Annotated in this window: 30 protein-coding genes and 1 pseudogene; 7 read left to right on the top strand and 24 right to left on the bottom strand. The window is 28.2% G+C overall.

The window, feature by feature from the left end:
* Window positions 1-25 precede the first annotated feature (25 nt).
* The 21 genes from TMEL_RS05620 to TMEL_RS05525 form a co-directional block, all read right to left on the bottom strand.
* The gene (locus TMEL_RS05620) at window positions 26-970 is read right to left on the bottom strand and encodes a metallophosphoesterase (protein WP_012057303.1); all 945 of its coding nucleotides are present in this window, start codon (window positions 968-970) and stop codon (window positions 26-28) included.
* A gap of 62 nt (window positions 971-1,032) precedes the next feature.
* Complete coding sequence (locus TMEL_RS10290) at window positions 1,033-1,209, bottom strand: hypothetical protein (RefSeq protein ID WP_012057302.1); 177 nt, start codon at window positions 1,207-1,209, stop codon at window positions 1,033-1,035.
* Between the two features lie 93 nt (window positions 1,210-1,302).
* Window positions 1,303-2,268: a UDP-glucose 4-epimerase GalE gene (gene galE, locus TMEL_RS05615; protein WP_012057301.1), complete on the bottom strand. Its 966-nt coding sequence runs from the start codon at window positions 2,266-2,268 to the stop codon at window positions 1,303-1,305.
* Between the two features lie 218 nt (window positions 2,269-2,486).
* A complete protein-coding gene (locus tag TMEL_RS05610; protein ID WP_012057300.1) occupies window positions 2,487-2,819 on the bottom strand; it encodes a sigma factor in 333 nt (110 codons plus the stop codon).
* 125 nt (window positions 2,820-2,944) lie between these two features.
* On the bottom strand, window positions 2,945-3,133 hold the full coding sequence (locus tag TMEL_RS05605) for a hypothetical protein (RefSeq protein ID WP_012057299.1): 189 nt from the start codon (window positions 3,131-3,133) through the stop codon (window positions 2,945-2,947).
* Window positions 3,134-3,146: 13 nt separating this feature from the next.
* Window positions 3,147-3,359 carry a DUF2922 domain-containing protein gene (locus tag TMEL_RS05600; RefSeq protein WP_012057298.1) on the bottom strand — a complete coding sequence of 71 codons (213 nt, stop codon included), beginning with the start codon at window positions 3,357-3,359 and terminating at the stop codon, window positions 3,147-3,149.
* Between the two features lie 85 nt (window positions 3,360-3,444).
* Window positions 3,445-3,636 carry a DUF1659 domain-containing protein gene (locus tag TMEL_RS05595; RefSeq protein ID WP_012057297.1) on the bottom strand — a complete coding sequence of 64 codons (192 nt, stop codon included), beginning with the start codon at window positions 3,634-3,636 and terminating at the stop codon, window positions 3,445-3,447.
* Between the two features lie 429 nt (window positions 3,637-4,065).
* Window positions 4,066-4,650: a DUF559 domain-containing protein gene (locus tag TMEL_RS05590; protein WP_012057296.1), complete on the bottom strand. Its 585-nt coding sequence runs from the start codon at window positions 4,648-4,650 to the stop codon at window positions 4,066-4,068.
* 404 nt (window positions 4,651-5,054) lie between these two features.
* Window positions 5,055-5,558, bottom strand: coding sequence for a glycerol-3-phosphate cytidylyltransferase (gene tagD / locus TMEL_RS05585; RefSeq protein WP_012057295.1), 504 nt, complete (start codon window positions 5,556-5,558; stop codon window positions 5,055-5,057).
* Window positions 5,558-6,988 (bottom strand): lipopolysaccharide biosynthesis protein, encoded by a 1,431-nt coding sequence (locus TMEL_RS05580; protein ID WP_012057294.1) that lies wholly within the window; start codon window positions 6,986-6,988, stop codon window positions 5,558-5,560. Before TMEL_RS05580 ends, tagD begins: the two co-directional genes overlap by 1 nt.
* 4 nt (window positions 6,989-6,992) lie before the next feature.
* Entirely contained in the window at window positions 6,993-8,243 is a 1,251-nt protein-coding gene (locus TMEL_RS05575) for a CDP-glycerol--poly(glycerophosphate) glycerophosphotransferase (RefSeq protein WP_012057293.1), read from the bottom strand.
* A gap of 9 nt (window positions 8,244-8,252) precedes the next feature.
* Entirely contained in the window at window positions 8,253-9,311 is a 1,059-nt protein-coding gene (rfbB, locus tag TMEL_RS05570) for a dTDP-glucose 4,6-dehydratase (RefSeq protein WP_012057292.1), read from the bottom strand.
* Window positions 9,312-9,323: 12 nt separating this feature from the next.
* Window positions 9,324-10,181: a dTDP-4-dehydrorhamnose reductase gene (gene rfbD, locus TMEL_RS10285; protein WP_012057291.1), complete on the bottom strand. Its 858-nt coding sequence runs from the start codon at window positions 10,179-10,181 to the stop codon at window positions 9,324-9,326.
* Entirely contained in the window at window positions 10,178-10,750 is a 573-nt protein-coding gene (gene rfbC, locus TMEL_RS10280) for a dTDP-4-dehydrorhamnose 3,5-epimerase (RefSeq protein ID WP_012057290.1), read from the bottom strand. The genes rfbD and rfbC overlap by 4 nt, the downstream gene beginning before the upstream one ends.
* Before the next feature lie 16 nt (window positions 10,751-10,766).
* On the bottom strand, window positions 10,767-11,657 hold the full coding sequence (gene rfbA / locus TMEL_RS05555) for a glucose-1-phosphate thymidylyltransferase RfbA (protein WP_012057289.1): 891 nt from the start codon (window positions 11,655-11,657) through the stop codon (window positions 10,767-10,769).
* 23 nt (window positions 11,658-11,680) lie between these two features.
* Complete coding sequence (locus tag TMEL_RS05550; protein ID WP_012057288.1) at window positions 11,681-12,595, bottom strand: glycosyltransferase family 2 protein; 915 nt, start codon at window positions 12,593-12,595, stop codon at window positions 11,681-11,683.
* Window positions 12,596-12,610: 15 nt separating this feature from the next.
* Window positions 12,611-13,786, bottom strand: coding sequence for a nucleotide sugar dehydrogenase (locus tag TMEL_RS05545; protein ID WP_012057287.1), 1,176 nt, complete (start codon window positions 13,784-13,786; stop codon window positions 12,611-12,613).
* 83 nt (window positions 13,787-13,869) lie between these two features.
* On the bottom strand, window positions 13,870-14,985 hold the full coding sequence (locus tag TMEL_RS05540) for a glycosyltransferase family protein (protein WP_012057286.1): 1,116 nt from the start codon (window positions 14,983-14,985) through the stop codon (window positions 13,870-13,872).
* An 11-nt stretch (window positions 14,986-14,996) separates the two neighbouring features.
* Window positions 14,997-16,160 carry an O-antigen polymerase gene (locus TMEL_RS05535; RefSeq protein ID WP_012057285.1) on the bottom strand — a complete coding sequence of 388 codons (1,164 nt, stop codon included), beginning with the start codon at window positions 16,158-16,160 and terminating at the stop codon, window positions 14,997-14,999.
* A gap of 13 nt (window positions 16,161-16,173) precedes the next feature.
* On the bottom strand, window positions 16,174-17,283 hold the full coding sequence (locus TMEL_RS05530; RefSeq protein WP_012057284.1) for a glycosyltransferase: 1,110 nt from the start codon (window positions 17,281-17,283) through the stop codon (window positions 16,174-16,176).
* A gap of 1 nt (window position 17,284) precedes the next feature.
* Window positions 17,285-18,586, bottom strand: a complete 1,302-nt coding sequence (locus TMEL_RS05525) for a sugar transferase (protein WP_041426018.1) — start codon at window positions 18,584-18,586, stop codon at window positions 17,285-17,287.
* A gap of 728 nt (window positions 18,587-19,314) precedes the next feature.
* On the opposite strand from TMEL_RS05525, the gene TMEL_RS05520 reads away from it, so the two are divergent.
* The 6 genes from TMEL_RS05520 to TMEL_RS05495 all read left to right on the top strand — a co-directional run bounded on the left by TMEL_RS05520 (window position 19,315) and on the right by TMEL_RS05495 (window position 21,724).
* Window positions 19,315-19,500 carry a hypothetical protein gene (locus TMEL_RS05520; RefSeq protein WP_012057282.1) on the top strand — a complete coding sequence of 62 codons (186 nt, stop codon included), beginning with the start codon at window positions 19,315-19,317 and terminating at the stop codon, window positions 19,498-19,500.
* 25 nt (window positions 19,501-19,525) lie between these two features.
* A complete protein-coding gene (locus TMEL_RS05515; RefSeq protein WP_012057281.1) occupies window positions 19,526-19,738 on the top strand; it encodes a DUF2922 domain-containing protein in 213 nt (70 codons plus the stop codon).
* An 11-nt stretch (window positions 19,739-19,749) separates the two neighbouring features.
* Complete coding sequence (locus TMEL_RS05510) at window positions 19,750-19,938, top strand: hypothetical protein (RefSeq protein ID WP_012057280.1); 189 nt, start codon at window positions 19,750-19,752, stop codon at window positions 19,936-19,938.
* Window positions 19,939-19,981: 43 nt separating this feature from the next.
* Window positions 19,982-20,317 carry a sigma factor gene (locus TMEL_RS05505; RefSeq protein WP_012057279.1) on the top strand — a complete coding sequence of 112 codons (336 nt, stop codon included), beginning with the start codon at window positions 19,982-19,984 and terminating at the stop codon, window positions 20,315-20,317.
* Between the two features lie 112 nt (window positions 20,318-20,429).
* Window positions 20,430-21,152 (top strand): hypothetical protein, encoded by a 723-nt coding sequence (locus TMEL_RS05500; protein ID WP_012057278.1) that lies wholly within the window; start codon window positions 20,430-20,432, stop codon window positions 21,150-21,152.
* 11 nt (window positions 21,153-21,163) lie between these two features.
* The gene (locus TMEL_RS05495; RefSeq protein WP_012057277.1) at window positions 21,164-21,724 is read left to right on the top strand and encodes a hypothetical protein; all 561 of its coding nucleotides are present in this window, start codon (window positions 21,164-21,166) and stop codon (window positions 21,722-21,724) included.
* Between the two features lie 216 nt (window positions 21,725-21,940).
* On the opposite strand, the gene TMEL_RS05490 is transcribed toward TMEL_RS05495, so the two are convergent.
* From TMEL_RS05490 to TMEL_RS10720, 3 genes and pseudogenes are all read right to left on the bottom strand, one after another.
* On the bottom strand, window positions 21,941-23,491 hold the full coding sequence (locus TMEL_RS05490) for an ATP-binding protein (RefSeq protein ID WP_012057276.1): 1,551 nt from the start codon (window positions 23,489-23,491) through the stop codon (window positions 21,941-21,943).
* A gap of 169 nt (window positions 23,492-23,660) precedes the next feature.
* A complete protein-coding gene (locus TMEL_RS10735) occupies window positions 23,661-23,744 on the bottom strand; it encodes a zinc ribbon domain-containing protein (RefSeq protein ID WP_372236601.1) in 84 nt (27 codons plus the stop codon).
* Window positions 23,745-23,847: 103 nt separating this feature from the next.
* A pseudogene (locus TMEL_RS10720) lies at window positions 23,848-23,952 on the bottom strand (hypothetical protein); the annotation flags it as partial.
* Window positions 23,953-24,235: 283 nt separating this feature from the next.
* Between TMEL_RS10720 and TMEL_RS05485 the strand changes: the two are divergent.
* On the top strand, window positions 24,236-25,321 hold the full coding sequence (locus tag TMEL_RS05485; RefSeq protein WP_012057275.1) for an NAD(P)H-dependent flavin oxidoreductase: 1,086 nt from the start codon (window positions 24,236-24,238) through the stop codon (window positions 25,319-25,321).
* Window positions 25,322-25,376: the final 55 nt, after the last annotated feature.

The raw sequence follows: 25,376 nt of genomic DNA, 5'->3' as shown, positions 1-25,376 counted from the left end.
TCCTTTTTATAACAATCTTTCTAATTTAATTAAACGTCTTTTTACCAAGTAGTATTGCTTTGCCATCATCCCACTTACAAAGTGACACACTTTGCTCTTTACTATCAAACACACAAAAAGTTGGCTCTTTTCCAACCCAACTTCCGGAATTTGCATAAATGATTTTTTCGTCAATTTGAACTACTTTCGGTTTATGTGTATGTCCTAATACAACAAATACCTTTTCATATCCTTTATCAATTAACTTTTCCCCCAAAAATATTGAACCTTCTTCATCGTATTCTTTAAAGTTTCCTCTATAATCTTTACTTGCAGGTGTTACATATGACTGAAGATTTCCAGCTATTTTGTAAAACGGTGATGAAAACTTATCTTTTAATTTTTTCCATGCACCTTTTATTACATCCATTAAACTTTCAAGTTGTTCATCTATATCCTTTGCCCCCATCCTTTCAATAACTCCTATTGCCTTACCTATAAATCTTCCAAGTACACCTTGAAAGCCACCTGCAAGTGTTGAAACATCTCTGTTATATTTATCAAATCTATGCCCATGTTCAATCCAAAGGTTATTTACAGAAAAATATGGGAATATCAACTTCTTTTCTTCATCAACATCGTATTTATCTGTTAACTGTATAGGGCCAAAAGGAAATGGTGTTGCCTTATAGACAAGCTTTGCAAAAGGAAGGGAGTCATGGTTTCCTGGTATATATATTATCTCTTTTTTTGTTTCTTTTAATTTAAGAAAAATTTTCCATAAATCAACATACATTTGTAAAATCTTTTCCACTTTACATTGCCATAGCTCAAAAAAATCTCCTGCAACAACAATTTTTTCAACTTCTTCATCATCTTTTATATATTCAAGAAATGATATAAACTTTTCAAAATTTCCTGAGGTATAAAAATCATCGGCATCAGACATATCGCCGATATGTAAATCGCTTAAAATAATAATTTTACTCATCCCCTATCCCCCTTTATATGTAACTTTTTCTATTTTCTCCCCCCTATTCACATCCTTATACTTTATACCTTTGAAAAACCTACACTTATATTATCAAAATACTTCAACTCAAATGTAACGTCATAGTCATATAACAAATAGATTGTATCACATTCAACTATAAAAAACAAAACCACAGAAAAACTGTGGTTTTTGCCTGTATCGTAAGTATTTACAAAAAAACTTTTTGTAATCTTCAATAATTAAGTATCAGTCAAGATTATTCGTGTTTTGCACTCAGAATGACAGAAAAGTGGAAACTTTTCGTCGCCCCTTGACATAACCAATTATTTTTACATATTCCTGTGCCAATTCCAGGCTGTTAATATGATTTCATCCAGTGAATATTTAACTTCCCACCCAAGCTTTTCTTTTGCTTTTGTACTATCTGCTATTAAATACGCAGGATCTCCTGGTCTTCTGTCTGTTTCAACCACCTTAAAATTCTTTTTAGTAACCCTTTTCACTGCTTCTATCACTTCATAAACAGAGTAACCTTCCCCACTTCCTAAATTAAAGTAATCTGTTTTTCCTCCATCAAGCAAATATTCCAATCCTTTTATGTGTGCATCTGCTAAATCATTTACATGGACAAAATCTCTTATACACGTTCCATCTTTTGTATCATAATTTGTGCCAAATATTTTTATACTATCCCTTCTCCCAATAGCAGCATCAAGAATAAGTGGTATCAAATGTGTTTCTGGTTTATGAGCTTCCCCTATTTCACCCTCTTCATCTGCCCCTGCAGCATTAAAATACCTGAATCTTATACTTTTCAGCCCATATGCTTTGTCATAATCTTCCAACATTTGTTCCACCATCCATTTACTTTTGCCATATGGATTTATAGGATCTTTTTTATCATCTTCTTTTATTGGAACTTTCTCTGGCATTCCATAAACAGCAGCTGTGGAAGAAAAAATAAACTTATCTATATTATTTTTTCTCATTACCTTTAAAAGTTTTATTGTATTTCCAACGTTATTTTCATAATATTTTTGTGGATCAACAACTGACTCTCCAACTTCAATATACGCGCAAAAATGCATAACAGCATCTATATGATAATGCTTAAAAATATTATCTAAAAGCTCTACATCGCTTATATCACCAGGAATAAATTCGCCCCATTTAGCAAATTCTTTGTATCCATGGGAAAGATTGTCATAAACAATAACCTTATACCCTTTGCTATGCAACATCTTACACACATGAGACCCAATATATCCTGCTCCACCTGCAACAAGAATTGCCACAATAGCACCCCCAAATTTTTAATTCATAGTTTCAAATCAGTTAAATCCCTCAAATTAATTAATAACACATTTTACCAACTTTTGCAAAATATATATAAAACTTGTTTTTAAAATCAACAAGATTCTTTTTTGCTTCACTCCTCAAAATGACCTTCTCCCCTTTCTCATCCTGAGCCAGGCAAAGAATCTTATCCCCCCGCCAAATTCAACAATTTTTGCTAAATAACATACTCTCCCTGTATTTCCCTAAAAGCTTCGCATTTTTCATCATCTCCTGAAACATACTCCATTCTTAACGGTGTAAATGGTCTATCCCTGCAATAAGGAGGCTTTCTATTATATCTAACAACTGATATCAATTTATTTTTCACAAAGCTAAGTACAAATTTTTTCTCTTCTCCTCTTCCATCAAATTTTTCTACAGCATGAAGCAAAATATACCATATTGTTTGTTTCAAATCTTCATAAGATTCACATTTATAACCATACCTTTTATAATATCTCCCCGTAATCATTTCAACATCTTTTTTGTAATCATCATATACACTCACCTTAAAATCCCCCCTAACAAAAACGCGTGATATATACATTAGTATACCATAAACATTTGAAAAACAGGAGGGAGTCCCCCTCCTGCTTCCTATAACAACTTTCAATTATTTTATGTCAACAACATTTAGTATAACACTTTTGCCAGATAATCTATTGCTGGAGATAAAAATGAATAAAGCAATTCTCTTGGTAAATTAATGTTTAAATCATCAAATATTTCATCTATTAAATCGATTACTTCTTTTTTCTTGTTTTCTCCTTCACCTGGTCTTTCCACAAGCTCCATAAAGAGCTTTACTATATCCCACAGCATACAATTCACCTACTTACTGAATTAAATCAATAACAACATTTGTGTTTGTTTCAACAACACGTGCTTCATCAAATACATATCCTGCTGGAACAAGCCCATTATCTATTAAACTCTGTGCATCTTGCTCTAATTCCGTTGTATTTATATTATCTATTGGATCAGAAAGATTAACTCTTAAAGTTTTCCCTTCAGATGCATTTCTATAAACCAAACTCAACCTTTTCATCTTTATCCCTCCTTAAAATCCTTCGCCATCATGGGCACAACAAGCGATCTTATTTTTCTAACATTAGATATTCTTACCAGTTTCACTAAATAACATTTTCATAGCTTATCAATTGAACGCTATCTATAGTATAATTTGTATACCTGTCAAGTATCTGAGCAATAGCATTTGCCTTTGTAACATCAACACTATCCTCCACTTTTAATGTTTGCCTTTTAAAAACAGGCTCTCCATTTGCATCTGTTCCTGCAAGCCATTTAACAGAAAGCTTTTTCATACTCATCCCTCCTGATTTTTATTTTTGCACGCTGCCGGCTACGTACATATAAATATATCTACACAAGTCCGCAGATTTAACAATAATGTATACATTTGTATAGCAATTGTTACACAAAAAAGCCTGGCTTATCAACTTAAACTTACAAAATGCCTTAAAAAGAAAGGAAAAAAGACAGGAAGAAAAATTTACATTTTTATAACCTTACAACCTTTGCTAAGGAAAACATTATCAGATATATATCAAAAGTTCCTTTTAAATAATATGGTTTACTGCAGTTATATTTTAAAACCTGTTTTTACCATTTTTTTCACATAACAACCTAAATAATATGGTTCGTTTTTAACTTTTTATATAATTTTACGCCAACTTAAATTTACATGCATACGTAAAAAATTCTAGACTTAATAGTTTTTTTTGTTATTTCCATCAATCATTTGTAAGCAGTTCTTCAGTAATTTTTTCATCATTATACTGGTTTAATTCATAATTCATTTTTTCTAGAATACTTTCAATTTTTTCAATTTCTTTTTCAGGATTACTCCACCAATCCCTACTCCATATCCTTACTATCTTCCAACCTCTTGATTCTAAAAATTTTTGCCTATGTATATCTCTTTCTCTTGCTGATTTTGAACTATGATATAAAGCACCATCACATTCTATTCCAAGTATATACTTTGATTGTATAGGAGCATACACTCCTATATCAATTCTATAACCAGATGAACTAACTTGTGTATGAAGTTCTAAGTTTCCTTCTTTTATTATTTTACTTTGACTAAGCTTTTCATATACTTCTTCCTCAAAATCACTTTCAAATATTAACTCATCCTTTGAACTTATATTTGAAAGTGAATATAGAATTTCTTCTGCTCCTTTTTTATCATTTAACGAAACTGCTTTTACATATTTTAAATATTCTTTTAAAAGCTTTGGACCTGGATTTTTGATATTATCTATCCTAATATCTTCTGGCTCAATTGACGTAACATGGAAATCCGTATCTATCAATTGAACATCTCACTATATTATGCATTCTAAATCTATTTCTATTTTATTCGCAGATACTATCTAAGTATTTACAGTAACATATGTATCATCACCTATAATTACTGAAACATTTGATTCAATAAATATCATTGTTTTTAGCCAAAATATAACTTTAACCTTAATGATTAAATTAGCATTTTTTCAATCAAAACTGAAGCTCTTCTTGAAGTTCATTTGTAAAAATTCTCTATATAAATCTTTCGATTAACTACATTTTTCCATTTTACCTCATAATTTTTTCCACATATAACTATTTAAAAAATTACTATTTCTTAGTATATTGTACATTTTTTACTTATTCTCTTTCTTTGCTATAAACATTATTTTAAAAAATCTATTTAACGTTATTGCTTTTACTACTTTCCCTAACATAAGTCTTTTCTTAGCTGTTCAAGAATATTAAGGGCCTCTCTTAATTCTTCAAAATCTATTTTACCTAGAATATCTAAAGCTTTTTTTAAATCAGTTATTGATAATTCTGACATATATTGCAAAATATTTCTTATTTCAGTTGATGAAATTCCTTGGGTTCGAGGTAAATATATAACCTCGCAATAATCTTTCAAATAATCAAATCTACCCTTCCAATCTTCTCCCATTACAAATATATCAACATTATATTTTTTTATGTCTTCTACTTTTTGTTCCCAACTATTTTCAGGAATAACCAAATCTACACTTTTAATATTTTTCACTATTTCGGCCCTTTGCTCATACGGAATAATAGCCTTTTTTCCTTTTTTTAAATTAAACTCGTCTGTAGAAACAGCAACAATTAATTTATCTCCTAACTTTTTTGCTCTTTGTAACAATCTTAAATGACCAATATGAAATAAATCAAATGTACCATAAGTTATGACTGTTTTCATTATTTCAACCTCCCAAAAGTTTTCATTATTTTTTTTATTATTTCTCTATCTTCTGTAATAGGAGAAAAAACAAATGTTATCACAATTAATAAAATTATGACAAAAGAGTTTACTAAAAACCATATAATTATATTGTCTATGTTTTTCGTAACACTAAATGCTAATATTGAAATAATGCCTGATAAAAATATGCATAATAATGTTTTTGAATTGTAAGGATATATCTTATATATCATTACCACTTCAATAAATTTTAATACATTAACAAAAACTGTCGTAAAAGCTATTGAAATTGCAATTCCCCATTTATACCGAGGACCTAATATTATTCCTAAAACAAAACCAATTATTATTGTTGATAAACCGTTTATAATTTCAAATTTTTGCTTATCAGACATATTTAATAGCGTGCCATTTGGGCCAACAAAGGAATTAAAAAAAGAAGCTATTACTAATATAGAAATAATAAAATTTCCTTTTTTATAATCTTCCCCCAATAATTTTAATAATATATCTAAATTTGATATTATAAAAATCACTATTGGTAACATTATATACGTATTATATCTTGAAACCTTTTGAAATAATTCTTTTAATTTAATAAAATTCTTATTCTTCCAATATTGTGCAAATTCTGGCATCGCTAAATTCGCCAAAACCCCGCCTAATAATACTCCTATAGTACTTAAAGTTAATCCTAAGGATAAGTATCCAACAAATTCATTAGAAACATATACTTTTTGTAAATATTTTGATACATTATTATACAATGAATATGTAATGGTTAATAAGTAAAACTGCCAAGAATTTTTAATAATATAAATAAAATCATGGATATCAATTTTTATTTTTATAATATCTTTTAATAATAAATATATCGGTATTAAAAACGAGAGGATTTGGGAAACAATTATTGAAGTATAATTATTAAATTTAAAATAGAATATAAAAAATAAAGCTATATTAATTGTTTTTACAATAAATCCTTTTATAAATGCATCTAAGTGCTGTTTTTTCATACCAATTAAATATTTACTATACAGTATAAAAAATTGATTGAAATAAATTAAAACTATAGTATATATTACATTTTTTGTGTTATACATATTCACTTTTATTAATAACTTATATATAACTAAAAATACTATTGGTAATGTCAAAATATCTAAAAATGTATATGTATAAAAAAATTTAGACAATATTTCATTTTTTTTATTTGGTTTTGTTGCTAACTCCTTTACTATAAGCCATGTAAAACCAAAATTTAAAATCGTTACAAAAGATAAAGATAAACCTATTATAACATTTGCTCTACCATATTCTACAGCACCCAAAAGTTTTGCAGCTAATATTTGAAAAACAAAACCAATACCACTACCAAACAAAGTCCAAGAAAAAGTTTTAATTCCTCTTTTTACAATAGCAGCCATTTTTTCACCTTTTTATATTTAGTAGTGTTTTAATTAGATAATATGACCCTGGTTTGTTTTTAATTTCAAATATTTTCTCTTTTAATATTTTTCTTTTAATTTCAAAACCATCATCAAAATTATTATTTATTAGGTAAAGAATTTTTCTCTTTAACTCTTCTAAATTATATACCTTGAATCCAGGGGTATATTCATCATAATCAAAAATTAATCCTCTATCTTCATATTTATAATAATCCAAATCATATGGAAAAAAAATTATAGGCCTGTTTAACAACAAATAATCGAAATAAACAGAAGAATAATCAGTAATAAGTATATTCGATAATTTTGTTATATTATAAATATCCATATCATGCGGTAAATTTATAATATTATTTTTATTATCTAATTCCACAAAACTCTTTGATTCGTGAATAGAAATGTTTGCGAAATGAAATTTTGTTACTAAAATAATTTTATTATTCTCACAAAAATCTATAAAATTTATTACTTTATTTTTGTCATTTTCGCCTAAAAATATTGTAGCTTTTTTATCTCTAAATGTTGGAAGATAAAGTATTACATTATAACCACTTTTTTTATGACTCTCTATAATTCTTAATACTTCTTTTTCATTTTTGGGTATAATAAACCTAAAATCATATAACAAATTGTCATTCCTTGGATAATTTGCTATAATTATTTTTTCTTTTTTCTTATCAAAAGCATAACCTAATATATCAGAAGAAAATTTTGAAGTAGCTAAAAGATAGCTTTTTCTCCAAAAACCTTCAGAAAATAAGTCTAAATTAAATTTTTTAATTATTTTTTTGAAAGCTTTAACTTTTTGATTTTCATACCTATAATTTCCAACTTTTTTCAATGGAAATCCATGCCACAAATTAATTTTTATAGCTCTTACTGAAAAATATGAATTAATATCTTTTACTGATTGATCTATGATATGATATTTTGCTTTTAAGTGATAATATATAGATTTCAGACTCCATTTTTTTACCACATCAAAACCTAAATCATTTAATTCAGTATAAATCTCATCATTCGTAGTTACCCAAATAACTTTTTTCAATCCTAATTCTTTTTTATATTTATTTAAATATAAATAAAAATATCTTGAATTATCCGAAAATCTTCTTCCAAACCATCCTCCTATTATAATAATTCCTTTATCCTTTTTTATAAACAAACTTAGGAAAAAGATTAAAATATTAATTAATGCTATAAATAATTTTACAAGTATTTTTTTTATCATATTTCAATCTCACCCCCCATAATGTTTCTCATAAAACTCCATATACTCACCAGATATAACCCTTTTCACCCACTCTACATTATTCAAATACCACTCTATTGTCATTTCTATTCCTTCATCAAACATCACTTCTGGTTCCCATCCAAGTTCCTCTTTTATCTTTGTTGGATCTATTCCATACCTTCTATCATGCCCTGGCCTGTCTTTGACATGTCTTATCAATCCTTCGTTTATCTCTTTATCTCCTGTTTTTTTCCTTAATATCTCTATTATTTTTTTTACTATGTATATGTTTTCTTTCTCATTATGCCCTCCTATGTTATATACTTCTCCTATTTTTCCTTTTTCATATACCATGTCTATTGCTCTACAATGGTCTTTTACATACAACCAGTCTCTTATTTGTCTCCCATCTCCATATACTGGAAGTTCTTTGTGATTTAACGTGTTCCATATCATTAATGGTATCAATTTCTCTGGAAATTGATATGGCCCATAGTTATTCGAACATCTTGTTATGTTTATTGGCATTTTATATGTATCATGGTATGCTTTTACAATTAAATCTGCTGATGCTTTGCTTGCTGAATATGGACTGTGCGGGTCAAGTGGTGTCTTCTCTGTAAAATATCCTGTGGGGCCTAATGAACCATATACTTCATCTGTTGATACTTGTAAGAATTTCTTTCCTTCTTTCCATTTTCCATCTCTATACCAATATTTTTTTGCTACATCAAGAAGTGTCTGTGTCCCAAGTATATTTGTCTTTAAAAATATCTGTGGATCATATATTGACCTATCAACATGCGATTCTGCTGCAAAATTTATTACTCCATCTATTTCATATTCTTCAAATATGTATTCCAACAATTCTTTGTTGTTTATGTCTCCTTTTATAAATTTAAATCTTTTTCTTTGCTCAACTGTTAATTTTCCAAGGTTTTCAAGATTTCCTGCATAAGTAAGTTTGTCAAGTCCTACTATTTTTCTATCTTTGTATTTTTCAAGGTAGTAATATACAAAATTACTCCCTATAAATCCTGCACAGCCTGTAACAAGTAATGTCATATACTCTCCCCCTTAATATCCTATTTCTTTTAAAAACCTATCAACAGCTTCTTTCCAATCAGGCATTTTAAAGCCCACAGTTTCACAAAGGCCAAAATTATCAAGTTTTGAATATTTTGGCCTTTTTGCAGGTAGATTAAAATCTTTTTGATATGCTTTTTCTATTTTTCCTTTATATCCAATCCTTTCTAAGATATACCTTCCATACTCATATCTTGAGCATTCTCTTTCATTTGATATGTGGTAAAGCCCTCTTACTCTATACTTTATTATCTCCCAAGTTGCTTTTGCAAGGTCTACTGTATATGTTGGAGCTGATATTTCATCTATTACCAATGATATTTTTTCATATTTTTTTGACCATTCTATTACTTTTTTTGCAAAGTTTATATTGCCTTTACCAAATACCCAGCTTGTTCTAATAAGTGCATAGTTATCGTAAAATTGTGAAAGCAACTTCTCACCAAGATATTTACTTTCACCATATTTTGATAATGGATTCGGCGTATCATATATTGTATATGGCATGCCTTTTCTTCCATCGAATACATAATCAGTTGAGTAATGTACTAAAAACGAATTATTTAAACTTGCAGCAATAGCTAAATTTCTTACGGAAAGTCCATTTATATTATATGCAACTTTCCATTCTTCTTCAGCCTTATCTACGGCATTATATGCTGCACAGTTTATTATTACATCTGGTTTTATTTTTTTTGCAAATTCTATTACTTTATCTAAATTTGTTATATCTAACTTTTTATATCCTTCTTTGTTATCTGTTGCTATATATTCTATTCCTTCTTTATCAAATAACTTTTGAAAATCCTGCCCAAGTTGACCATATGCACCTGTTATTAGTATCCTCACAGTTTCTTCCTTCTTTCAAGATATTCTCTTAATGTTGGAAGTTTTTTATCTTTCTCTGATAATATTGGATATTCTATTCTATATTCCTCAAACGGCCATTTTATAGCAATATCAGGATCGTTCCATATTATTCCTGAATCATATTCAGGATAATAATATTCTGTTGCTTTATATAAAAAGTGCACCTCATCGCTTAATACTAAAAATCCATGCGCAAATCCTTCTGGAATATAAAACATCAGTTTATTTTCTTCTGATAATATAACTCCGTAATATTTTCCAAACGTTGGTGAATCTTTTCGTAAATCTACTGCTACATCGTAAACTACACCTTTTACAACACGTACCAACTTTCCCTGTGGATATTTTTCTTGAAAATGAAGCCCTCTTAATACTCCTTTTTTCGACTTTGAATGATTATCCTGTACAAAATCCATATCAAGTCCTATCTCAGCAAATTCTTTCCTATTCCAGCTCTCCATGAAAAATCCCCTACTATCTCCATATACGGTTGGCTTTATTATATATAACCCCTCAATTGGTGTTGCTATTTTTTCGAATTTTGGCATATTATTAACCCCTTTTTTATCTGTATATTAGTTTTCCTTCAGCTACTTTTTTAAGGTATTTTCCGTATGGTGATTTGCCATATTTCTCTGCAGCATCTAGTAACTGTTCTTTTGTTATCCAACCATTGTTATATGCAATCTCTTCAGGAGATGAAATTACTATTCCTTGCCTTTTTTGAATTGTTTGGACAAATTCAGAAGCAGAAAGTAGTGAATCAAATGTTCCTGTATCAAACCATGCATATCCTCTTCCCAGTATTTCAACATTTAACCTTCCTTCTTCTAAATACATCTTGTTTAAATCTGTTATTTCAAGTTCGTTTCTCCAGGATGGTTTTAACTTTTTCGCATATTCTGATACTCCTTTAGGATAGAAATACAACCCAGTTACTGCATAATTTGACTTAGGATTTTTTGGTTTTTCTTCAAGAGAAATTGCTTTTCCATTTTCATCAAATTCTACTACTCCGTATCTTTCAGGATCTTCTACATAATATGCAAAAACTGTTGCAATATTTTCTTTTTCTACATTTTCTACCGCTTTTCTTAATAGTTTAGTTAATCCATGTCCATAGAAAATATTATCACCAAGTATCATTGCACAGTTATCATCACCTATGAAATCTTCACCGATTATAAATGCCTGCGCAAGTCCTTCAGGAGAAGGCTGCACTGCATATGATAAATCTATTCCAAACTGACTACCATCCCCAAGTAATGCTTCAAATTTTGGTGTATCTACTGGAGTAGATATTATTAGTATTTCTCTTATTTCTGCAAGCATTAAAATTGAAAGAGGATAATATATCATTGGTTTGTCATATATTGGAAGAAGCTGCTTACTTGTTACTTTTGTTATTGGATGAAGCCTTGTTCCTGCTCCTCCTGCTAATATAATTGCTTTCATTTTATTATCCCCCCTAAAATTTTTCAAGATTTTTTGATTCTTTTTATCTCTTTTTCATAATTTTTCACTAATTTCCTATACGCTCGAAAGGACTTTAATAAATTTTTCAAGATAAAAGTTCTTTTCTTTCTACTTTTCCTCAATATATAATCAGTACTTACATCTTCTTTATGAATAATCTTTAATTTCGGAGAATATAAAGTAATCATGTTTTCTTTTTGTAAAATATAATAAAGTATATCCTCTTCTAAATACATAAAAGTTTCATCATACAATCCATCAAAATTATCAATAAAAATTTTTGAGAATATCCAGCATGAACCATGAAGTTTAACATTTTTCATTTCTTTCTCAAAGTGCTTTTCTTTTTTAATAACATTTTCATTTCTAAACTTAAAAACTTTATTTTTTAACTTTTTTGAAAATTCATAAAGACCTAAAATATTTAAAATCATTATAATAAAAATTTTTAAAATATGCTTAATATAATCTTTTCCTTTAGATATATTAATAAACTCTACAGGATTTTGGTGAAAACCCTTCAAATTGATTATATCTGGCCCTAACACGGAAAACTTTGTTTCTTCATATAATTTCTCTATTTTTTTTAAAAAATCATTCTGTACCATTATTGTGTCATTATTCATCATAATAATAAAATCTGCATTTAATTTGTACTTTGCGTATTTGTATCCAACATTATTTCCCCTAGCAAAACCTAGATTGACTTTCAATTTCAAAAAGTGAATATTTGGAATATTTTTAAAATCTTCAATTAATTCTTCAAAGGAATTATTTGTAGAACCATTATCTACTACAATTACATCAAACAAGTTTCTGTTTTTATCATCAGCTAATTTCTTAAATATAGAATCTATACATTCTTTTGTGTCCTCATAAGCCATATAATGCAATATCACAAAAACAAATTTTCTCATATTTACCCCCAAATTTCAATCCCTATTAAACAAATCTCTTGTATAAACTTTCCCTTCCACATCTTCCAAATCTTTAAACATCCTATTGGCAAGTATTACATCTGAAATTTTTTTAAACTTTTCTAAATTCTTTTCAACTTTAATCCCTTCAAATTCTTTCTCTTTTATAACAGGTTCATATATTATTATCTCATAACCTTTTTCTTTTAAAATATCCATCACATCTAATATTGCTGATTGTCTAAAATTATCTGAATCCTTTTTCATTATTAATCTATATACACCTATCACTTTTGGCTTTCTTCTTTCTATCATATATGCAATATGCTGTTTTCTAACTTGATTTGATTCCACAATAGCTTTAATAAGTTTTTGTGGAACTTTATCTTTTTCATAATTTGCTAAAAGTTGTTTTGTATCTTTTGGCAAACAATAACCTCCATATCCAAAAGAAGGATTATTATAATACATTCCTATTCTTGGATCAAGACAAACACCTTCAATAACCTGTCTTGTATTAAGCCCCTTAATCTCACAATAAGTATCAAGTTCGTTAAAAAACGCTACTCTCATTGCAAGATAGGTGTTTGCAAATAACTTAATTGCTTCAGCTTCTGTTGAATCAGTAAGAAGTATTGGAACATCTTTTTTTATCGCACCTTCAAGTAGCAAATCGGCAAATCTTTTTGCCCTCTCAGACTTTTCCCCCACTACAATCCTTGAAGGATATAAATTATCATATAATGCTTTCCCTTCCCTTAAAAATTCAGGGGAAAATATAATATTATCAGTTTTGTATTTTTTTCTCATTTCTTTAGTAAAACCAACTGGAATTGTTGATTTTATTATGATAATAGCATTTGAATTTATTTCTAAAACATCTTGTATTACTTGTTCAACTGAGGAAGTATCAAAGTAATTTTTTTCAGGATCATAATTTGTTGGAGTTGCTACTATAACATATTCTGAATTTTTATATGCTTCATATTTATCAAGCGTTGCTTTCAAATTTAATTTTTTTGTTTTAAAAAATTCTTCTATCTCTTTGTCCTTAATCGGACATATTCGTTCATTTATCATTTTAACCTTTTTATCTACTACGTCAAGTATAGTTACATTATGATTTTGAGAAAGCATTGTTGCTATTGATAATCCCACATATCCTGCTCCTGCTACTGATATTTTATGCATTATATTACCTCCTATACAAAAAATATAATAACATGTACTACCTTTTTAATTTCATAAAAACAATATAACGTTTATTTTTAAATTTAAAACCTTAAAATTATTTCTTTTAAAACTTTTTCCCAGTTTAGATTTTCTATTGCATATTCTCTCATTTCTTTTTCATAATTAAACGAATTTATACTTTGATAAAAATTAATTATTTCCAAAAAGTCAATTGGTCCATCATTTGCCTCAACAAAATAAATAAAATTCAAACTATTATTAAAACACATTTCATTCACTGAAGTAAAAAAAGGTATACCTCTCGCACAATATTCTGACGCTTTCAAAGTACTTATATTATTATTATCTGTTCTATGCCTTCCTAGACTACCAGCAGCTATGTGATTTAGATCAAATTGTTTATCTAAAAGTTCTCCTGAAAGTTTACCACGAAAATTTACAAACCTATCTAATGAATATTTTTTTACCATCTTTTTCAATCTATGCATTTCTGGACCAACACCAACGATATTTAAGTAAATTTTAAATTTTACATTGTCTTTATAAAAATTATAAAGACCTTCTAATATTCTGTCTATCCCTTGCCAAAACGTTATAGAAGTAACCATTAAAATATTGATTTTATCCTCAAATGGTGGTCTTTTTCTTATTGGGTATTTATTCACATTAACCCCATTACAATATCTTATTAATTTATTGTTTAAATTCTCGTTTTTTAAATAAAATTCAGAAGTTGTAGGAATATAATCAACATAATTAATTATTTTACTAAATATTAGTTTATCAATAATAAACCTGAAATATTTCTTCTGCAATAAAAGCTCTTTTACATATGGCATCACTGGAATTTCTAAAAAGGTTTTTATTTTGTAATCTTTTGCTTTTTTCAAGACTTCGTATATAGACTTGTCAGAAATAGTATATCTCATATAAATATAATCAACTTTTTTACGAAATTCAGAATACATAACAGAATTTATACTCTTTATTTTATCAATTAATGTATTGGTTCTTAATCTTTGACTCTTTAATCTCTGTTTATTAACAAATTCGTCAATATAAACATATTGCCCCCACGAATAAATAAATAAAACCTCAGAATATTTAGAAAAAATTTCAACCATACTAAATGCTTTTTCTCGTACTCCTATCTGTTTTTCTAAATCTGTCTTAACTACATAAATCCCTCTTTTCATTTTTTTCACCTCTAACCTTTTTTATCTCTAGAAATATAATCAGCAAAAAAAAGTAGTATAATATAATAAATATATTTAAACTTCGTAAACTGCCAACTAAAAAACATATAAATAGAACAATATAACATTATATCTAATAAAAAGCAATAAAACATATTATTTCTTATTTTTTCCAAAGATGAGATTAAAATCATTAAAAAAGGTATGAATAATAAAGGGCCCACATACCAAAAAATGTTATATAAATTGAGAAAAGCAGTATAAGTATTATATTTTAAATTAAGTATAAAACCTGTAGAACCAACCGATTCAAACTTATTGAAATTAATATATCTAAAAAATTCTCTTGGAACTAGAAGTCTTAAAGGAAGAGAAAAAACCAACTTATTGTTTTCTATATAATAAGAAAAATTATAAAAATTAGAAATATAATAGTTTATAATTCCCCAAACTCCTCCTCTGACAGAAACAAAAAAAAGCAATAAAATTACAAAAAACGTTAGGAAAAATAAAATATTCCAGAATAGCATTCTTTTTTTATTTTTACTCTTTTCTAATAAGTTTAAAAACAAAAACGGTTGTATAAACGTATCAGAAATAGTAAACTTAATTCCATGAAAAAAAGATTCAAACAATAAAAAAAGATTTATCACAAAAGAGCCTTTTATATTAATTCCAAGATGTTTTTTTGCAAAAATATATATAATTAGCGCAGGTACATTTAAAAAATATAAATAATTAAATATTACATTTCTTCCAAATAAATGCTCGTAAAGTCTGGGATTAACAAATAATAAACCCAAATTCGTAGCACTTAAATTATGTACAAACCCCAAAAAAGAAAGGAAGGAAAAAAAATAATATAAAAGGATCACTCTTGTTTTTTTGTAATTACCAAAGCCAACTTTGAAAACAAAAACAATCTTTCTCGTAAAAAAATATCCAATAAAATATGAGAATAAAACAGAAATAAAAAAAAGGAAAACTTCCCAACTCATTTTAACACTATCGAAAATAAGTATGTATTTCCTTATATATACCGAGTTTTTCATAAAAAAAGCAAAAGAAAATCCCAATATTATTAATACTTCTGAAATATAAAACCATTTTTGTTTAAAATTATCTAATTTATACAAAAACAACAACGCAATAATCGAAAGTAATAAAATTCCCAAAAAACCACTTCCTCTATTGGTTTAAATATAAATTAACATATTTCTTTAAAAACTTGAAATAATAATTTTGGTTCAAATAGTTACTTCTAATAATACTATTATCAAACAATTCCAGAACATATTTTGCTAACATTCTCTCACAATTGCTTATTTTTATTTCTCTTATTTCAGACATACACCCAACACCAGTACTAATTACTGGTATTCCTAAATTCATAGCTTCTAAAATAACCAAAGGCATTCCTTCAGCATCAGAAGTTAACAAAAATACATCAAAATCCGCCATCAATTCAATAGCATCTTTTCTAAATGGAAGAAAATAAACCTTTTTTTTGAGTTCTTCATTACTCTCAAGAAAATTCTCAACTTCCTTTCCGTATTTATCATCAACAATACTCCCACCTATCCAAACAAAAACTACATCATTTCTCTCTTTTAAAATTTCTTTAGCAACTTTCAAAAACCTAATAGGATTTTTCGGCGGATCAAGTCTTGCAACATTTCCAATGATCTTTATATCAGCTGATAGATTTAATTCTTTTCTTAGTTTTCCCTTCTTAATATTTGCAATTGGAATAATAGCATTATGAATTATTGTATATTGTTCTTCAAGCCCTATTTTCCAGCTTCTGGCTTTTCTTAAATCTCTTTCACATAGAAATACTAGTTTATCACAATACTTCGCAGCAAATCTTTCTGCATTTATAAATAGCTTTCTTTTCAAATCTTCATATTGTTCAATAGGCCACCAACCATGAATAGTATATATTACATTCTTAACACCTAATTTTTTAGCAGCAAGCCTGCCTAAACAACCAGCTTTTGAAGAATGTACATGAACCACATCATAATTTCCTTTTTCTATAATTTTTTTTATCTGAAAATAAGCCTTTAAATCTTTTATTGGAGAAATTTCTCTAACTAAATCTTTTACTATATAATATTTTATTCCTATTTTTTCTAATTCAGGTAATAACATTCCATTCTCAGATCCACATGCAACTTCAACCTCAAAATCTTTATTATAATATTTCTTTATTCCATAAACAAGAGAATAAAGAACTTTCTGACCACCTGCCCAATCCGATCGTGTTATAATTTGTAAAATCCTCTTTTTAGCCAACTTACATAGCCCCCCTCTTAAAAACCATTGCTTCAAGTGTTTGAATTATGACTTTTAAATTAATAAATACATTATCATTTTTCACATACCACAAATCATATTCAAGTTTTTTAGATGTTTCATCAATATTTGAAGTATATTTATACATTATTTGCGCCCATCCTGTTATTCCAGGTTTTGTAATATGCCTGTATTTATAACCTGTAATATGCTTTTCAAATTCTTCCACAAAATTCTTTTGTTCCGGTCTTGGCCCAACAACGCTCATATCGCCTTTAAGTACGTTAAAAAACTGGGGAAGTTCATCAAGCCTTAGCTTTCTAATTACCTTCCCCACTTTAGTTATCCTATCTTGCTCTTGATCTGCAAATAATGGTTTTTCTCTTTCTACATTTTTCATGCTTCTAAACTTATACATGGTAAATATTTTTCCATCTTTTCCTATCCTATCTTGCTTAAACACCACGGGTCTTCCATCTTCTATAAGAATTCCCAGCGCAATTATAAGCATAAATGGCGAGAAAATCACAAGTGCGATAAGTGATACTATCACATCCACAACCCTTTTTGCTGGTGATTCATGCTCCTGGTTAAAGATTATTGAATAATGTTCTTTAAATTTCTCCACAACTTTTAACGGGATTCGTTTTAAATGTTTTTCTACTAAAATTGGAAGATATTCTATTTTTATTCCCATTTTTTTATATTCTTCAAGCTTATCTTTTACTTTTTCTTCCAATTTTGGGTCTGTTACCAAAATTGCATCGTATGCTGGTGTTTTATTATTTTTATTTGCTTTTTTTTCTGTGATTTCTTTATTTATAAGTTCATCAAGTTTTACTGGTGATGGATTTATGTAATCAACAAAGTAAAGTTTATTTAATGTTTTTTCTTGAATCTCATCTAATATATTTCCTATTTCATCTTTTTTTCCTATTACTAAATATTTTCTTTGTTTTGCACGTTTTTCAAACAATTTATATTCAATTTTATGGATAATTGGAAAAACAACAATGGAAATCAAAAAATTGTATATAAACGCATTTCGGTTTATATAATTTTCAAGGAATAATGGATATAAGATAAGAAGAATTATAGAACCAAATATAACCCCTGCAACTATCCTTATAGTAGAATCATTTAAGGATTTCATTATTTCCATATCATAAGACCTAAACGCATAAAACCCTAGAAAAAAAACTACAGATAATACCAAAGCTATATACCAAGAATATCCAAAAAAGAATAAATTTATCACAAACAAAATGGACAAATCAATATATTTTGGTAATCGATTCACCATATCCACCTCTTTATTTTCACTTTTATATTATAACTCAAACTAACTAAATATCCAAGTATCTAAATAAGTTAATTGAACTCTCTCATTCAATTTACATATATCCCTATTCACGTAATCCCAAAAGTAATTTTACCATTTTTACAAGAAATTTTAAGTACTTTTTATATTTATTCGAGAAAAATTAACTTTAATGTAAATAATTATTTTACATCTAAGAAAAACTATCATAAAAACAAACATCTTTGATTCATTACTCTTCTCATTTCAGAAACGCATGTCTTATAATCCCAAATAATTCCAACAAGGATTATATAGTTCCATGGCAGTTTTTGACCTCCAAAAAGATTTACAAAAAAACAATTCATTCCATCAAGGGAATAAAACACTTAAAAACTAAAAAAATACTTAAAAAGAGACAAATGAAAAATAAATGTTTTTCACCATCACTTTTTTTTAAAAGGAAAGCCATTCAACAAATTATTCTAATTTCCCTTAAAAACCTCCTAAATAAATATTACATTACATTGATTTAAATTTCACTTTAAATAAAAATATTTCAAACACTTTTCCCCATATCACCTACTTTTATCAAGATATTTTCTTGATAAAATTCTCTCCATCTGTTACAATATATATACAAATGTATAGATTCGGTTAAAACCATCACCCTCACGTAGATATATTTATATGACTGCGGCCGCAGAAAAGAAAAAAGGAGGTAAAAAGATATGAAAAGACTTTCCATAAGATGGTTAGTGGGGGTAAGTGATGGAAAGGAAGTGTACAAAAGACAGACATTAAACGTGCAAGAAATCGACGTTACAAAGGCAGCAAATATTACACAGATACTTTCCAAATACACAACTTATACACTTGATAGCGCAACACTAGTAACTTTTGAAAGTGTTATGTAAGAAAAATTAGAAAGGAGAGGATAAAATGAAAAGATTGGCACTTGTATTTAGAAACCAAACGGACGGAAAGTCATTAAGAATAAACATACCAGAACCACCTGAAAATATAAACCAAGAAACACTTAAAACAGACGCTCAAGCACTTATCGACAACGGACTTGTTCCACAGGTATATGTCTTTGATGAAGCAAGAATCGTAGAGACAAACACCAACGTATTGTTGGATTTAATTAAATAAGGTGGGACAATATGCTTTGGAATATAGTTAAACTTTTTATGGAACTTGTTGAAAGACCAGGAGATGGTGAAATAAAAAAGAAAGAAGTTACAGAACTAATAGATAACATATTAGATGATTTAAACATTGATATTCCAAGGGAAATATTAGAAATCATCCTATCACCTGCCATAGATTACCTTGCAAGTTCTATGTTTTAAAAAGAGGGGGGGTATCCCCTCTCTATTCAAAGGGGGGTTAAAAATGGGCATATACGAAAAATACAAAGAAGATGTAAAACAAATAACGGGGAAATATTATAAAAAATACAAAAGGAAGATATGTTCTTACGAAGATTTGTATCAGACCGTATGGTATATATTACTTGCAGGCCTTAAAGTTTTTGACGGAAGAGGAGATGAAAGAAAATTTCTTTTGTTATTTATCAAAAACAAATTGATTTCAATATTAAATTACAATAGAAAACCTCCGTATTGTATAAATTATCCATTTACTCCTTTAAATATTGAATATATTTCTGCAGACAACGATAAAAACAAATATTTTATGGAAATCCACGGAGATTTTAGTCGAAAATAACAAAACATGTATTTCTTGATACTCATATATATTACAAATATTTGTTACGTTGACATTAATAAAACTTCATGTTATTATTTTACTGATTTTTTTATCAAAAGGAGGATATAACATGAAAAAACTTTTGAAAGGATGCGGTTTTTTTGTATTAATAGTGCTTGTGGCATTTATAGGATTAATAGTGCTTGTAAACATTAAATCTGGAAATGAAGAAGAAACTACAACTACATACAACCAACAAATTACACAAGAAAGTACAGAAACAGAAGATGAAAACTGGGAAAGTGAATTTTTAAAAAGCTACGAATCTACACAAACAGTGCAGGAAGAAGAAGTAGAAAAAGTTTCTCAACCAAAAATAGACCTATATAAAATCCATAATTTAAGAGAATATGTAGAAGAGCTATCACAAAGGTATGATTTAGAAAAAATGAAAGAATATCTATTTAGTCACAAAAACATAGTAAAAATTCTTTCAGAAGTTTCACCAAACTCCGACATGGAAATATACACAGAACAACTTGAAGAAATAAATCTTTTACTTTCAAAATGGAAATCAATTGGTCTTCTTGGAATGAAAATAGACCCAAAAAACAAAAACGTAAGAAAGCTAAACGAATATCTAAACCAGATGGTAAAAATAAAAGATGAATTAGTATTTACATTAAGGAATTATCTTAACAATATAAACTCAAAAATAAAAAGTAAGATATACCAAAGTAAAACTAAAAAGTTACTTGATAAATACAAAGATATTTATAATAAATTCAAAGATAGATACAAATACACATTAAAGCAAGAAAACGAAGAAGACCTTCTTGGATTACTAAAATAGGAGTGAAAAAGATGAAAAGGCTAATTAGAGGTTGTGGAGTATTTTTTCTAATAATAATTATATTTGCAACAATAATATACTTTACATCTTCGAAAAAAGAACTAGAGGAAATGGGAATAGGAGAAATAAAAACACTTCTTCAATACAAAGAAGCAGTAGAAAAAGAAGTGTCATGGGACACATTTAAAAAATACACTTCATTAAAATTCTTATATGAATTACGTAAAATGGACTCCTCAAATCCAGATATATACATAGAAAAATTGGAAAATTACAAAAGTAATATTAATAAACTAACTTCTCTTGTAATAAGACTAAAAAGCAAAATTGATAACGAAGAGATAAAGAAATTAAACGATTTATTTGAAAAATACTTTAGAATAACATACAAATTTTCAGAAGATTTTATAAATTACATCGAAAATATCACTAGTAGCATGATGACATATTACAGAAAAAAACTGGATAAAACATCAGATGAAATGGTTTCAATGTTAGATAAAATAAAAGATAGATACAAATATATCATAGAATCACAAAATGAAACAGACATATTGGAAATATTAAAATAGCTTGGCTAAACAGCCAAGCTATTTTCTTAACACGATAAAAAGTAAATACAATATAAAACAATTAATGTTGTTTAGAAATAACACAAAAATTCTTCTACAACATCTTTTGTAAAATGGATAAAAAAATCCAAATTATAAATATGCATAAACATTAAACGAAACAAATATATTTGAAATTTTAAAATTGCTTGGTTATTTGACCAAGCAATTTTTACTCTATCCTCCTACTTTCTCAATCACATACTCTTCTATATTCCTCTCTTTCGAACTTATCTTTATCCCTATCAGATATATCTCTTTCCCTACGTATTTCTCATAATACCTCTTCTCTTTTATCTGTCTTATCCCTTCCCTTGCTCCTTTGTCTATCTTTATCTCAAATATGTATACCTTTCCCCTTTCTTCTATCACTATGTCACTCCTACCTATACTCGTTAATTCCTCTGCTGTCACATTCACTCCCGCTGACGCTATTATCGTGTATATCAATGAATGATAATATCTCTCTTCTCCCCTGTGTAAATTGTATGGTATACTGCTTATTATCCTCTTTATCTCTTCTATCATTCTTCTTATGTCATTTTTTTCTAACGACTTTATTATCTCTCTATTTACCTCTTTTATCTTTTCTTTTTCTACTCCATAATTTGCCTCTAATATTAACTTTGAAAAGCTGTTCCTCACTTCTATGTTCGGATAGTCTAATATGTATTCTTCTTCAAATCCATACCTTCTTACATCTTTAAATGTCAAATATCCCGCCTGGGCAAAGAATATGTTCGCATTCGCATCTTCTATCTCCCTCGTCGTAAAATCCATTGCACTTACCGGATATTTCACTAGCTCTTCATATGTCACTTTCCTCCCCTTTATGTATTCGTACAAAAACGATGGTGACCCACTTTCAAACCAATAGTTCTTAAATTCTCTCTCTTCAAAAAATCTCAATATCGAAAATGGATTGTATACACTCCTCCTCCCATCAAATGAAAATCCATTGTAGTATTCTTTCAGGTTCTCTATTAACTCTTCTTTCCCCATCCCTATCTCTCTTGCCGTCTCTTCTATGTGTTCTTTGAAATAATACTCTAGCTCCTCTTGTGTGTACCCTAGCATCTGTGAATATTTCTTGTTCAACGATATGTCATTCAAATTGTTTAATGCCGAAAATACCCCTGTCTTTGTAAACTTCGTTATCCCTGTCATAAAAACAAATTTTATGTATTCATCTTTTGTCTTTATCTTTTTATAAAACTCTCTTAAAAAACTTCTTATCTTTTCCGCTTCTTTTTTGTTATTTATATGTTCTAATATCGGTGCTTCATATTCGTCTATTAATATCACTACTCTTTCTCTGTATTTCGCGTTTAATTCTTCTATAAGATTACCAAATCGCGTTGGTAAATTGTTATTTATATTCGCTATCCCTTCATTTTTATATAACTTTTCAATTTTTTCACTTAGTGATTCTACAAAATCCTCGTATGTCGTTAACATATTATCTGACATATCAAGTTTAATAATGGGATACTCTTTAAAATCCCACTTGTCGTATATGTATGTTCCTCTGAAAAGTTCTTTCTCCCCTTTGAATATGTAATACAACGTCGATATCGTTAAACTCTTCCCAAACCTCCTTGGTCGTGATAAAAAGTAAAACTTCCCACTTGTCATTAAATCATACAAATATTTTGTTTTATCCACATAAACATAATTTTCTTCTACTATTTCTCTATAATCCTGTACCCCTATCGGCAGCTTCTTCATTTCTACACCTCCGTAAAGATTATATCATAGAACTACCACAACTTACACTATGCCTGAAGATATGGTTTTCTGCCTTATCATATGATGATTTGTAGACTTCTTGTAAGTTTCACCGTCAGCGCACGGCCCATAAGACTAATTTTGGTTAATTCTCGTCTTACTTCAATTTTTAAGCAAATTGTACTATATTTATTGCCACATTTATATCTCTACCATGAACAGTCTCACATTTAGAACACATCCATTTCCTTATACTCAGTTTGCTTCTTTATTTACACTACCACATGCCTAATATATTTGACTTAACATGGAACACTACATGCAAATGAGCTTTATCATGGTTTTATTTTTAAAACTTAAAAGCCATTTTTTACTAATATATTCAAATATTTCAAACGTTTGGAAATTATATCATCAAACACTTTTCTACAATATTTTGTAATTAAAACCAAATGGTAGTTTAATTTGAAAACAAAATGGCTATTTTGTCAAAACAAAATTCATCATGTAACTTATAGAAGTCGAGGGGTCTTTTGATAAAAAAAGATTTATCAAGTAATGTGAAAATACAAAGTTCATATAAACAATAAATCCCCAATTTTTTTGTTTTGATTTCAATTATTGAATACTACTATTTGTTATTTTGTGTTTTAAAGTTAAGTTGCATTAATAAAGTTAAAGTAGTATAATTTTATCAGTATACGAAAAATATTATTATTAAACAAAAATGGGAGGGAAATATTTATGTCAATTATGCCAAATTTGCGTTTTGGAAATTTAGTTGCCAGGTTACCTATTATTCAAGGTGGAATGAGTGTTGGAATATCACTTTCAAATCTTTCAAGTGCTGTTGCAAATGAAGGTGGAATTGGAGTTATTGGTGCAGCTGGAATAGGAATGTTAGAAAAAGATTTTGAAACAAATTTCAGAAAGGCAAATATTAGAGCTTTGAGAAAGGAGATAAGAAAAGCTAGAAGTAAAACTGATGGGATTATAGGTGTAAACATAATGGTTGCGCTTTCAGATTTTACAGAACTTTTTGAAACAGCAATTGAAGAAAAAATAGATATAATATTCATGGGAGCAGGTCTTCCTCTTGAAATCCCTATCCAAAAGTTAAAGAAATCATCCACAAAAATAGTTCCAATAGTTTCATCGGAAAGAGCTGCAAAGATAATATTGAAATACTACATAAAACATTACGGCATACTCCCAGATGGATTTGTTGTTGAAGGACCAAAAGCGGGTGGACATTTGGGATTTAAAAAAGAACAGATCTTTGATCAAGAATATGCTCTTGAAAAAATTATTTTAAAAGTTATATCTGTGGTGAGAGAATATGAAGAAAAATACAAGAAAAAAATTCCAGTGATAGCGGCAGGAGGAATCTTTTCCGGAAAAGATATTTATAAATTTTTAAAGATAGGGGCAGATGGTGTTCAAATGGCTACTAGATTTGTGGCAACTGAAGAGTGCGATGCATCTGAAAAATTCAAAGAAATGTATTTGAAATGCAAAAAAGAAGATATCGTAATCATTGACAGTCCTGTAGGACTCCCGGGACGCGCAATAAAAAACACTTTTCTCGATAAAGTAAAAGCCGGTATTACAAGACCCATAAAATGTCCATGGAAATGTTTAAAAACATGCGATTTTAGAAAAGCACCATATTGCATTGCAAAAGCTCTAACAAAAGCAAAGTTAGGATTTTTAAAGGAAGGATTTGCATTTGCAGGAGAAAACGCTTTTAAAATAAAAGAGATTATATCTGTAAAAAAACTAATGGAAGAATTAAAAAGAGAATTTAAAAATGCTGCTTTAGAAATGTAGATCATTTTTTCTTTCCAATGCACCTTGAAAAATTGGATAGAAATTAAAAAATTTT

Origin of the sequence: Thermosipho melanesiensis BI429 (assembly GCF_000016905.1) — a bacterium.
GTDB lineage: Bacteria > Thermotogota > Thermotogae > Thermotogales > Fervidobacteriaceae > Thermosipho > Thermosipho melanesiensis.
This window is presented reverse-complemented; position numbering and strand designations above follow the sequence as displayed.

Bases quoted from the DNA above. Each gene is read 5' to 3' on its own strand.
- TMEL_RS05620 (WP_012057303.1), bottom strand. From the start codon at position 970: ATGAGTAAAATTATTATTTTAAGCGATTTACATATCGGCGATATGTCT.
- TMEL_RS05605 (WP_012057299.1), bottom strand. From the start codon at position 3,133: ATGCTGTGGGATATAGTAAAGCTCTTTATGGAGCTTGTGGAAAGACCA.
- TMEL_RS05600 (WP_012057298.1), bottom strand. From the start codon at position 3,359: ATGAAAAGGTTGAGTTTGGTTTATAGAAATGCATCTGAAGGGAAAACT.
- TMEL_RS05595 (WP_012057297.1), bottom strand. From the start codon at position 3,636: ATGAAAAAGCTTTCTGTTAAATGGCTTGCAGGAACAGATGCAAATGGA.
- tagD (WP_012057295.1), bottom strand. From the start codon at position 5,558: ATGAAAACAGTCATAACTTATGGTACATTTGATTTATTTCATATTGGT.
- TMEL_RS05580 (WP_012057294.1), bottom strand. From the start codon at position 6,988: ATGGCTGCTATTGTAAAAAGAGGAATTAAAACTTTTTCTTGGACTTTG.
- TMEL_RS05575 (WP_012057293.1), bottom strand. From the start codon at position 8,243: ATGATAAAAAAAATACTTGTAAAATTATTTATAGCATTAATTAATATT.
- rfbB (WP_012057292.1), bottom strand. From the start codon at position 9,311: ATGACATTACTTGTTACAGGCTGTGCAGGATTTATAGGGAGTAATTTT.
- rfbC (WP_012057290.1), bottom strand. From the start codon at position 10,750: ATGCCAAAATTCGAAAAAATAGCAACACCAATTGAGGGGTTATATATA.
- rfbA (WP_012057289.1), bottom strand. From the start codon at position 11,657: ATGAAAGCAATTATATTAGCAGGAGGAGCAGGAACAAGGCTTCATCCA.
- TMEL_RS05550 (WP_012057288.1), bottom strand. From the start codon at position 12,595: ATGAGAAAATTTGTTTTTGTGATATTGCATTATATGGCTTATGAGGAC.
- TMEL_RS05545 (WP_012057287.1), bottom strand. From the start codon at position 13,786: ATGCATAAAATATCAGTAGCAGGAGCAGGATATGTGGGATTATCAATA.
- TMEL_RS05540 (WP_012057286.1), bottom strand. From the start codon at position 14,985: ATGAAAAGAGGGATTTATGTAGTTAAGACAGATTTAGAAAAACAGATA.
- TMEL_RS05525 (WP_041426018.1), bottom strand. From the start codon at position 18,586: ATGGTGAATCGATTACCAAAATATATTGATTTGTCCATTTTGTTTGTG.
- TMEL_RS05520 (WP_012057282.1), top strand. From the start codon at position 19,315: ATGAAAAGACTTTCCATAAGATGGTTAGTGGGGGTAAGTGATGGAAAG.
- TMEL_RS05515 (WP_012057281.1), top strand. From the start codon at position 19,526: ATGAAAAGATTGGCACTTGTATTTAGAAACCAAACGGACGGAAAGTCA.
- TMEL_RS05510 (WP_012057280.1), top strand. From the start codon at position 19,750: ATGCTTTGGAATATAGTTAAACTTTTTATGGAACTTGTTGAAAGACCA.
- TMEL_RS05505 (WP_012057279.1), top strand. From the start codon at position 19,982: ATGGGCATATACGAAAAATACAAAGAAGATGTAAAACAAATAACGGGG.
- TMEL_RS05500 (WP_012057278.1), top strand. From the start codon at position 20,430: ATGAAAAAACTTTTGAAAGGATGCGGTTTTTTTGTATTAATAGTGCTT.
- TMEL_RS05495 (WP_012057277.1), top strand. From the start codon at position 21,164: ATGAAAAGGCTAATTAGAGGTTGTGGAGTATTTTTTCTAATAATAATT.
- TMEL_RS05490 (WP_012057276.1), bottom strand. From the start codon at position 23,491: ATGAAGAAGCTGCCGATAGGGGTACAGGATTATAGAGAAATAGTAGAA.
- TMEL_RS05485 (WP_012057275.1), top strand. From the start codon at position 24,236: ATGTCAATTATGCCAAATTTGCGTTTTGGAAATTTAGTTGCCAGGTTA.